General features: G+C 68.9%; 3 protein-coding genes and 1 pseudogene. 3 read left to right on the forward strand and 1 reads right to left on the reverse strand.

Features of this window, described 5'->3' with window-relative positions:
- Positions 1-7: 7 nt before the first annotated feature.
- The 3 genes and pseudogenes from IH54_RS0109730 to IH54_RS0109740 all read left to right on the forward strand — a co-directional run bounded on the left by IH54_RS0109730 (position 8) and on the right by IH54_RS0109740 (position 5,434).
- Complete coding sequence (locus tag IH54_RS0109730) at positions 8-1,156, forward strand: cytochrome P450 family protein (RefSeq protein WP_052397259.1); 1,149 nt, start codon at positions 8-10, stop codon at positions 1,154-1,156.
- A 96-nt stretch (positions 1,157-1,252) separates the two neighbouring features.
- Positions 1,253-1,895 (forward strand): annotated as a pseudogene (locus IH54_RS46685) (transposase); the annotation flags it as partial.
- Positions 1,896-3,505: 1,610 nt separating this feature from the next.
- Positions 3,506-5,434 (forward strand): right-handed parallel beta-helix repeat-containing protein, encoded by a 1,929-nt coding sequence (locus tag IH54_RS0109740; RefSeq protein WP_159011765.1) that lies wholly within the window; start codon positions 3,506-3,508, stop codon positions 5,432-5,434.
- Positions 5,435-5,779: 345 nt separating this feature from the next.
- Here IH54_RS0109740 and IH54_RS47610 read toward each other — a convergent pair whose 3' ends face one another.
- The gene (locus tag IH54_RS47610) at positions 5,780-11,134 is read right to left on the reverse strand and encodes a LamG-like jellyroll fold domain-containing protein (RefSeq protein WP_031514937.1); all 5,355 of its coding nucleotides are present in this window, start codon (positions 11,132-11,134) and stop codon (positions 5,780-5,782) included.
- Between the last annotated feature and the right edge of the window lie 105 nt (positions 11,135-11,239).

Here is an 11,239-nt window from a genome sequence, read left to right on the forward strand (position 1 = left end):
GAAGCCGGTGCACGCCGTGGTCGGCCTCGCTGAGGAGGCCGTGCCGCCCTGCCCCGTGCGGCGGGTGACCTCGGGGGCCGGACGCGTCAGTTACCTGGTCTCCGGATATGCCGAGGCCCGGCAGGCGCTGGCCGATCCGCGCCTGTCGAAGGACACCGCTGCCTTCTTCGCGGACAAGGGATCGAAGCGTCGCCTGCACCCGGCCATCGCGCAGAGCATGCTGGCGACGGATCCACCGCAGCACGCCCGCCTGCGTGGGCTCGTCACCAAGGAGTTCACCGCAGGGGCGGTTGCCCGACTGGACGGTTTCATCGCCCGCACCGTGGAGGCGCTGCTGGACCAGTGGCCTGCCGCAGGACGGGTCGACGCCGTAGCGGGGCTGGCCGTACCGTTGCCGGTCGCCGTCATCTGTGAGCTGCTCGGTGTTCCGGAGCCCGAACGGGCGGACGTACGGGGCTGGTCCGCCGACCTCTTCGCCGATGGACGTCCGGACCGTATTGACGCTGCCTCGCACGACTTGGCCGGGTACATGACGGACCTGATCGCGTGGAAGCGCCGGCGGCCGGGCGAGGCGCTCCTGGACCGGCTCATCGCGGCCCGCGACGGCGAGGACCGGCTCACCGAGGATGAGCTCGTGTCCCTCGCCTGCCTGCTGCTCGTCGCCGGCCATGAGACGACCGCCAACTTCCTCGGTACGGCTCTTTTGACCCTCTTGCAGCATCCGGAAGAGCGCGCGCGGTTGCGTGCCAGTACTGGCGAACTGCCCAGCGTCCTGGACGAGCTGCTCCGCCACGACTCCCCGGTGAGCACGGCCACCTTTCGGTACGCCGAGCAGCCCCTGACACTCGGCGGCACGGACATCCCCGCGGGCGCGCCCGTGCAGGTGGCGATCGGCGCCGCCAACCGTGACCCGGCCCGCTATCCGGAGCCGGCGAGCTTTCAGCTGGACCGCGACGCCGCCGGCCATCTGGCCTTCGGCCACGGCATCCACCGCTGCCTCGGCGCTCCGCTTGCCAAGGCTGAGGCCGGCATCGCCCTCGGCGCGGTCCTGACCCGCTTTCCCGGCCTCCGCCTCGCGGTTCCCCCGGAGGAGCTGACATGGCGCCGCACGCGCCTGGTCCGAGGCCTCGAATCGCTTCCTCTCTTGACCGGGTGAGCCAGCACCGTTGGCAGAGCCGTGTGCATACGGTTTGACCTGCCCTACCTCCTGTGTTCCAGTTCTGGTGACTGGCTGACAGCCCTTCACGGAAAGTTGGCAGTCCAGCCTCGTCCCTATCCTCTGGAGTTCCGGGCGCGCGCCGTCGCGCTGGCAAGCAGGCCAAGCAGACCGCGGTCGAGCTCGGCATACATCCGGTCACATTTTCGAAGTGGTGCGGCAGGACGACATCGACGACGGGCAGCGAGCGGGAACACCGTCGAGCGAGTCTGCTGAGTTGCGGGCTGCTCGCCAGCGGATCCGTGAGCTGGAAACCGAGCTGGGAATCGCCCGGCAGGCGCCGAGGTTCCTCGGCGAGGACAAGCCCCGCCCCAAAGGCTCTACCCGGTGATCGACCGACTTGTCGATGCCGGGGAGCCGGTCGACCGATGCTGCCGGATCCTCGGGGTCGCCCGGCAGAACTACTACAAGCACAAGCGCACGCCGGCCACACCGCGACAGCTGCGGCGGGACTGGCTGACCGGACTGATCCGGGAGGTCCACGCCGCCTCCCGTGGCACCTACGGCTACCGCCGTGTTCACGCCGAGCTCACCATGGGCATGGGCATCCGGGTCTGTTCCAGGACCGCTGCTGATGACACAGGCCGGGATTCACGGCTTGCCCGGGCTGGCGCGCATCAAGCGGCTGCGGCGCGTCGTCACCTCCGAGGACCTGGTCAATCGCAATTTCCACCGGTTGCGTCCCGAACTCCCATCGAGTACGAGCTACTCTCCGAGAACCACACCATTCGGGCTGCCGGTTAGCCACCAAGCCCGGAACCCAAATGGTGGGGCAGGTAAACCTGTCACCCAACCCTGCACCAGACCCCACAGCCTCTTCCCTAATCTCGATGGAACCTACGTGATAGAGGGGCCGCTCGGCTGCCCATGAGGCACATTGGCCAGCAGGTCGGTTCAGATCCCTGACAGCCAAGTGGTCGTCGGGGAGACGCTGGGGCTCTGTTACATACACCCGTGATGTTCGGCTGGAAGCCAGGAACGCGGGCAGCAACGTGGGAGCGGGCGGACCAGTTTCTCCGCATCACCGGCGCCGTCCGCGACGGCGACGCCGTGTCCCGGCTGCGCGGCGCCGATTTCGCCGCTCTTTCCGACGGCCTCGGCATCCAGCAAGTCCAAGCCCTGATGACCCACCTGCCGATGGCGTCATTCCCCCAGTCAGCTTCGAGGGACACGCCTTCCAGCACGAGGTCAGCTTCGGCATAGGCTGGTCGGGATGCGGTGTCGATGCCGGTGAGATTCTCCGCGTCACCACCGAGGAGATGTACGCCAAGAAGCGAGTCCGCAACCGATGACTCCTGTGGATGCCGGAAGAGGTTCGATGACTACCGGAGCTGCGCGGCCGATGAGACTGGAATTGACCATGCAAGGCTCTGCTGGGACTCGTTGAACAGGTTGAGCTCCGATCTGGCAGTGCACCGGTCGGTTCAGCGGACTCGCCCGATGCGCAGCGGCATGGACCTTCGCCGTCGCAGATTCGCAGGTGAGCCAGAGCGGGGCGACTCGCTGTCGCACGGCTGCTTCTCGCACGGCTACCACGGACTCTGCATCATGAGGTGGCATCAGCCCTCACACGGTGGTGGACGGGACAGAATTTGACCGGGGGTTTTGCTGGGGGTCGAGGGGCCGCAGGTTCAAATCTTGTCGTCCCGACGGTGTTTTCACAGGTCAGAGCCCGTTCCCGCTTCGCGGGGAAGGCCTTTGACGTCTGTGATGTCCGATTCCGAATGTGAGAGCTTGTGAGAGGCACCGGCGGATGCCTGTATCTCCGCTGGCCAGCGCATCAGACGTGCGCGGTCACATGACACTTGTCGTTGGGCGTCGAACTTTTCCGGGGCCTCCGCGTCATGTGGTCCACGCAAGGGAACTCAAAGGCGTCGTCGAACGCCTCGGCGTTCCGCGGGAGTCCTCGTGCCCAAGCCATCGGCCACCGACCAATCCCGGAGTTCCACCGCGGGGTTTCCACGGGCCAGTGCGGTGGTACGCATGTACGAGTCCGTTGACCACGTCGCGGCGGTGGGCGTGTCCGCGGGGGAGGAGCGGGGGCGGGGGGATCAATTCGTCCGGGGAGCTCGGAGCCGAGCGCATCTCCGGCCGCTGTACAGGTACGGCTGCGGTGGGGGCTCGGCTGCACCCTTCGCGCGCTGCCACCTCCTCCCTTGGCCCGGCGTGTCAGTGGCCTTCCACGGCACGCCGGTCGGCCCCGGCCCTCACCGTGCCGTCGGTGGCCGCCATCCCTCGGGGCATCCTGGTCGTTTGCGTGGTGAAGCGTTTCTCCTAGAAGGAGTCTGAGTGAGCCGTCGACAGGACAGTTCCGTACCGACCGACTTCGCCGTCACCTCTTCCCGTCGTGGTGCAGCGCCCGGCGACCGTCCGGCCACCAGGCTGCCGGGTGCGGGCGAGAACTCCGGAACCGCTGTGAGCCGGCGCGGGATGCTGCTGCGGGGTGGGCTCGCCACTGCCGCGGGTGTCGGTGCGCTCGCCGCGTTGAGTGAGCAGCAGGCGGCCGCTGCCACCGCCGGTGTGGTCGGTGTCTACAACCCGTTCGACTACGGGGCGGTGGGCGACGGTTCCCACGACGACACGTCCGCGATCCAGGCGGCGCTGACCGCTGCCGGCGGCGACGGCGGCCAGATCGTGCTGATCCCCGGCGGATACAGCTACAAGCTGACCCGCACGCTGCACGTCTACAACGGGACCACGGTCGTCGCCTACGGAGCGCATCTGTTCTGGGGTGCCACGGCCGCCGGGTCGATGATGAACGACGAGGGCGACATCGCCAGCCCCGCGAACTACTCGGGTTACACGAACCACTGGGACGTGTCGATATCGGGCGGCACGTGGGACGGGAAGGGCGTCGCGAGCCAGGGCTTCACGATCAACCACGGGCGCAACTATGTGATCCGTGATGTGACCGTACGCAACCTGACGACTTACCACGCGATCGACATCCAGGGCATGCAGCATGTGCGGATCGAGAACTGCCGCTTCGAGGGCTACACCAAGGGCAGTAACACCGCCATACGCGGTGCGATCCAGATCGACACCGGCGACGAGACGGGCGACGCGAACCCGTGCGACGACATCACGATCCGCAACTGCTACGCCGGGACGTCGGACGAGTCGGGGGGCTGGGGAGGACTGGTCGACTGCCACAGCGTGGGCAGCACGCCGCACAGCCGGATCCGTGTCCTCGACAACGTCGCCGAGGACGTTTTGGACATAGCGATCCGCGCCTGCTCCTGGACCGAGTCGATCATCGAGGGCAACGTCGTCACCGACGCGGGCGGCCACGGCATCTACGCCGGGCTGGGAGAAACCACCAGCGGGTCCCGGCTCCTCATCCGCAACAACATCATCAAGAATCCCGGCGCCGGCGGCATCCGCGTCGACCCCTACACCCACCTCGTCCCGCCCGCAGCCCCTGTCAGCACCGGAAGCTGGTCGTACGTCGACATCGAGGGCAACCAGGTCTACGGGTCGTCCTCCAACGGCATCTACCTCGCCTCCTGCCTGGTCGGCAGCATCTGCGACAACGAGGTCATCAAGGTGCAGACCCCTGCCAACTACTGCATCCAGGCGGGCGAGATCACCGCGGGGAGCGCCTTCGGGGTGCAGTCCCTGACCGTGAAGAACAACCGGATGTACTCGACGGTCACCGCCGCGGTCCGGCTCAGCGGGACCTACGCGTGCCAGGTGACCGGCAACAAGATCATGGGCACGACCTTCACGCACGCATTCTCCTGCGGCGACGCGCAGCGCACGATCATCTCGCAGAACGACTGCACCAGCAGTGTCCCCGGCGATACGGGCAGCGGGCTGACTACTTCGACGTGGTTGACCGTCACCGCCAACTGCACTCTTGCCCTGGCCGCGCCACGGGGCCGCGCTGTCCCCTTCGACGCCTATACCGCCGCACCGGCATCGTGCGGCGACAACTTTCTGGACGGCGTCGCACCTGCCGTGCCGATGGTCACCACCGCCGGGACGGTCGTGATCACCCCGAGCGCGCCGTCCACCCCCACCAAGGCCACCGTGACCTTCCCCGACGGTCTGTTCACCACCGCCCCAATTGTTGTCGCCACCGCTCAGACCACCCTTCCCGGTAACGAGGTCACAGGAGTGGGCATCGGCAGCCGCTCCGCGACCTCTGTCGACATCTGGCTGACGCGCACGACGACCACCCAGACGGCCATAGCCTGGCAGGCAACCGGCTCCTGACACCCCACCCCCGCCGCAGCCCCAACCTCCCCGGCCGAGCCCGCCCCGGGGCGAAACCGGGCCGCCGGTCGCACAGTGGTTGCGCCGCGGCAGGCGGGGAGGAAGCCGAAGACGAACAGAGGCCCGGGGCTGGCCTCGGTGTACCGCCGGTGCCAGTGCAGGAGTGTCGCGGTGAAGGTGTCGGGCAGCCGCCTGAGTCCTGGACGTCAGCCTGTAGTCGCGGAAAAACCCGTAACGGCCGGTGGAGTTGACGCAAGGCCTCTGGGGACGGGGCGCCCGGCCACCGGTGGGCCCTTCGGGGACGTGGCTCGTCTCCGAAGGGGCCCACGGGTGGTCCGGCAGGGGTCAGCCCAGGTGTGCGATCTGGGTGGGGGTGAGGGCCGTGCTCCAGAGGGTGACGTCGGACAGGGAGCCCTTCGCGTACCGGCCGAGCTGTAGGTCGCCCGTCCCGGTCCAGGGGGTTGTGAAGGAGTTGGGGGGCTGGGGGACGCCGTCGACGTAGAGCCGGATGGTCTTCGCGTCCCGGTCGTAGACGCCCACCAGGTGGGTCCAGACCCCGGTGTGGACGGCGTCGAGTCCGCTGTAGGACCGGGTGATGACCGGCGTGTCGACGTCGGAGCCGAGCCGGTTGAAGGTCCAGCCGTAGCCGGTGGAGTAGTAGAGCTGGAAGACGCTGGTGTGCACTCCCTGCGCGGCGACGAAGGTGCTGTTGGCCGAGGCGTCGTCGAGCTTGACCCACGCGGAGACGGTCATGCTGTTCGCGGTGTCGAGCACCGGCCCCGCGGTGGTGAGGTAGCCGGCGGCGCCGTCCAGGGCCAGGGAGCCGCCGTGGTCGGTGGTGTCCCAGGTCGCGGTGCCGTTCAGCGTCGCGTCATGGGCGCCGATGGCGTCGGCGGCGGTGGTGCCGCTCGTCTCGTCCAGGCGCCAGTGGGCGGCCGGGGTGGGTGCGCCGGTCCCGGTGCTGTAGAGCGCGTAGGCCTCCTGGTCGGTCAGGGCCCGGCCGTAGTTGCGGACATCGGCCATGGAACCGCTCAGCAGGTCGCCGGGGTTGTAGGCCCCGTCGAACAGGTCGCTGCCTATGTCGAGCCGGCCCCGGGCGTCCCAGGGGGTGTACGGGAAGGCGACCGAACTGGCCAGCACGCCGTCCACGTACAACCGCACGGCTGGCCGTTCCGGGTCGCTCGTGGCGTCGTAGACACCGGTGAGCAGTGTCCAGGTGTTCACCGCGGGCGCCGGGATGGCCGGGTTGTCGGTGGACTTGGAGCGCATCAGCGTGGGATCGGCGGTGTCGGACGCGGAGCGGTTGAAGATCCACGCCTGGTAGGCGGGGGAGTAGTACAGGTCGAAGGCGTAGCTGGTGGTGCCGGCCGCGGCCATGACCGTCTGGTACTTGCTGAGATCGGTGACGTTCACCCAGGCCGAGACGGCGAAGCTCCGGGTGGTGTCCACACCCCAGTGCGTGGAGTGGAAGGATCCGGTGGCGTCCAGCGTGGCGGCGGGCATTGTACGGCCGGCGCCGTCGGTGGAGGTGCCCCAGGCGACGCCGCCGGTGGCGTCGGCGTGGTTGGCGGCGACGGCGTCGTGCGCGGTGCTGCCGCTTGTCTCGTCGAGTATCCACTCGTTGGCCGGGCCCGTTCCCGGGATTGTCCAGGTCACCGCCGTTCCGCCGTTGCAGGCGGCGAGGGCGAGCTGGGTGCTGAGGGTGGTGGTGGCGCCGGGGTCGGCCAGGCAGAGTCCGGAGTGCGGGTTCTTCACCTGCCCGTTGTCGAGGATCTGCCATTCCTGCGCGGGCGTGGCGTTGCAGGTGTAGAGCTGGACGAGGGAGCCGGCGGTGGTGCCGCCCGAGGCGACGTCCACGCAGACGTCACCGTGGCCGTGGGGACGGAGGGTCCCGTTGGGGTACTGGGTCCAGTTCTGCGCGGGGCTGCCGTTGCAGGTATAGACCTGCACCCTGGTCCCGCTGGTCACGTCGCCCTGGGGGTCGTCCATGCACAGGCCTGCCACCTTGGACGCCATCGGTCCGGTGGGCATGGCGGACGAGTGCGCCCAGCTGAGGTCCGCGATCTGCGCGGGGGTGAGGACAGAGTTCCAGGTCTGGACGTCGGAGACCTGGCCGTTGAAGTAGCTGCTGTGGTTGCCGCTACTGAAGAACTCCCCGATGTCGAAGGAGCCGGTCGCGTTCCAGGACGTCCTGGTATGGGTCGTCGTCCCCTGGAGGGCCCCGTCGACGTACAGCGACATGGCGGACGTGCCGGGGTCGTACGTGGCCACCAGGTGTGACCAGGCGCCGGCGAGCGCCGCGTGCACGTGCGACGTCGCGATGTCCCACGCCGGACCGGTGTCGGAGGTGGCCATGGCGAAGCGCCAGCTTCCGTCGGCGGAGTTGGAGTACAGCACGAAGCCGGGTTCGACGGTGGCTTCCTGCTCGACGACCTTGCTGTCCAGTGCCTCGGGCCTGACCCAGGCGGAGACGGTGAAGGTCCCGTTGGTGGCCACGGCCGGGCCGGTGGTGGTGAGCACGCCGGCGCTGGTGCCGTCGAGGTCGACGTCCGGGCTGTGCAGGTCGTCGCCGTCGTTCCAGGTGGCGCCGGTGCCGCCGTGCAGGGTGAGGGTGCCGACGGTGTCGGCCGCGGTGTCCACGTTGCCGTCCGTGCCGTCCGTCAGGGGCCAGGCGTGGCCGGCGTGCGTGATGGCCTGGGTGGGACGGGAGGACAGCGTCGTGCCGTTGAACAGACGCGGAGTGATCGTGCCGGTGGAGCTGACGGTGCGCAGGTCGGCGGTGCCGTCGCCGTTGAGGTCGGCGGCCTGGATGATGGGCAGCGACGCGGCCTGGTATCCGCTCGCGGCCACGAGGACCGGGGCGGCCTGGGAGCCGTTGGCGAGGTTGGCCAGGTCGGTGGCGGAGTAGTGGTACAGGGCTCCGCTGGTGTCGTTGCGGGCGAACAGCTCCGGCATGCCGTCGGTGAGGGCGGCGGTGATGGTCCAGCCGGTCCAGTCACCGCTTCCAGTCGGGCCGGTGGCAGAGATCGGTATGGCGTTGTCAATGCCGCCGAAGGCACCGGGGAAGGGGAAGCCGGGCTCGTCCAGAAGCTGGCCGTTGTCGATCACCAGGAGGTCCGGATAGCCGGTCGATAGCGGCTCCCCGTTGAGAACGTGGTAGAGGTTTCCGCCGGTAGTGACGCTGGTAGCGATGTGGCCGTCGTCGTCGGTGAACGCCGGGGAGCTGACGTTGACCTCGTCGCCGCTGTAGGGGCTGAGCGGGGATCCGTCGCCGTTGCCGTAGAGGATCGTGCCGGCGCCGGTGGCGGGGTTGTAGTCCAGGACGTCGTTGAACCCGGCTCCGGTGCCGAAGTGCCCCGTGACGGCCTGGGTGCCGTCCCAGTCGGCCGACGAGCCAGCCGAGTTGACCCCGGTGCCCTGCGCGCCGAGGTTCGTCGTGACCGCGGCGGCCTGGCCGGCGGAGTTGCCGTTGGCGAGCCACAGGCCGCTGGGCAGCCCCGCCTGCTTGCCGACGATCGTGAGGTCGGCGGCGCCGTCCCCGTTCATGTCGCCGTCGCCGGCGGTGTCGGCGGGCGAGGCGGTGATGACGCAGTTGCCCGTGTCACCGATGTTGCCGCCGGGCGAGACGGCTGTGACGGACAGTACGTTCGTCCCGCGGGTGGGCGTGACGCGGATCGAGGAGGTGGTGGTGGAGACGGGCGCCGCGCCGTTGAGCTGGTAGAGGTAGCTGGACGGTGTCGTGCCGGAGCTCGCGGAGAGAGTGAAGGCGGTAGGGACGCCCACCTGGTACTCCGCCGGGCTGTCCGGGTCGCTGCACTGCATGCTGGCGGAGTCGGTGATGACCGGGGCGCCGGGCCTGGAAGCGTCGAACTGGAACTTGCAGGTCGAGGACGTCGCGGAGGAGTAGGTGCCGTCCGAGGAGCTGACGTTCCACGACACGCCCATCAGGGAACCGCCGGCCGCGGCCTCGAGGACGGGCTTTTTCAGGATGTAGGCAGCCGATTTTCCGGAAGCGACGGACACCGTGCCCTTGGCGATCTGGGCGCCGCCGGTGGTCTTGGTGGCGTTGAAGGTCACCTTGAGAGTGCCGCCGTCGGGGTCGGAGGCCTTGGCGTAGAGGGTGACGTCTCCGTCGCCGACCGTCTTGACCGCGGTGCAGCTCGTCGCCGGGGAACTGCTCCGGCTCGTGGGCGTGTCCGGCTTGTGGTCGTACGTGGTCGAGATCGACATGGTGGAGTGGTCGAACTTCTTCCACCCGTATTTGTCGCCCTCGTCGGCCGCGTACAGGCCCAGGGTGATGCTGGACGCGGTCTTGGCGTTGGCGATCGACTGCATGGCCGACTTGATGTCGAAGCCCACGGAGTGGTTGGGGCAGTCGGCGCTGTAGCCGTAGGCCACGGTCTGGCTGTCCAGCAGGGTCCCCTTGCTGGGCCGGTGGTTCCAGGTGGTGGAACTGGAGATCGCCCCGGTCTGGTAGAGGTCGACCTCCCTCTTCTCCGTGCACGACGGCGCGTGGGTCTCGGTGGCGTAGAAGGTGGAGGACATGATCGTCGCGCCGTAGATCTGGCTGCTCACGGAGAGCTTGGCGAAGCTCTCGGCCGTGTAGTACGGGGCGTCCCAGCCGTTGTACCCGACGCGCAGTCCCTCGCTGTTGGTGGTGCCCCAGTAGCTGGTGTCCGGCCAGTGCGAGTCGACGTAGGTCCAGTTCTGGAGCTTGCCGCCGCTCGCGGTGTAGGACGGGTCGATGTAGAGCGGGTAGACCGTCGAGGCGCCGGTCAGCAGGCCGGAGTCCGACGTGAGGCGGATGGCGCCCGAGGCGACCCTGGCCGTGAGGGAGGCGACGTGCGCGTCCGGGCCGGGGGCCTGCGCCGTCGAGGCCGCAGGGTCGCCGGTGCCCGGGACCCGCGGGCCGGCAGGGGCGTCCAGGGCCCGGGCCTTGGACGACGTGGTGGTGGCCGAGTCCCACATCAGGGGGGCGGGGGCGGCGAAGACGGTGTTGCCGGAGGTGTCTTTGGCCCGGATGTTGCCGGCTGCGTCGGCGGAGAGGGTGACGTTGTGGGTGTTGGCGGGGAAGTTGAGGGTGGTCAGGGCGGGGTTGGCGGCGGCCTGGGCGTTCTTGACGACGAGGACTTCGGAGAAGCCGCCCTGGGGGTCGGCGGTGACCTTCAGGTCGATGTCCGGGAGGACGTCGGTGTAGGTGGCGGTCCGGCCGTCGAGGGTGGGTGTGGGGAGGGAGGGGATGGAGGTGGGCAGGGACAGGGACAGGGATCGTCCGAGGTCCTTCATCTGGGCCAGCGGTCCGCTGCCGCCGCCGGACAGGGTGAGTTCGTCGGTGGTCAGGGCGGGGGTGAGGGTGCCGTCGGAGCGGCGGACCAGGTCGGCGTCCAGCGGTTTCCACGCGCCGCCGGTGTATTTGCGTATGGGGGCGACGGACTCGGTGCGGGTGAAGGTGCCGTCGGGGTTGGCGACTTCCTGGGTCGTCGGGGTGGTGGCCGCGTCCACGGTCACGGGCTTGCCGGTGGCCTGGGCTTTGAGGGAGGCGTGCGGCCCGTCCAGCGGGCCGGCTGACGCCGGGTCGGATGTTGCGGGCGGTGGCGGGGTGTCCGCGTTCGCGGGTGAGTTCCACCCGTTGACGGACAGCGCGCTGAGCGTCGCCGCGAGGACGATGCCGAGAGCGCGGCGTTGAGGACGTGGCTTCACGTGGCAGTTCCCATAGCTCGTGGAGACGGGGCCTGAACCCGGTGCGGACAGGCCAGCCGGTTACCGCATCAGTGGACAGTGCGTGAAGCTTGTGTGGATGACCGG

The sequence above is a fragment of the Streptomyces sp. NRRL F-5123 genome (genome assembly GCF_000721495.1).
In the GTDB taxonomy this organism is placed as follows: Bacteria; Actinomycetota; Actinomycetes; order Streptomycetales; family Streptomycetaceae; genus Actinacidiphila.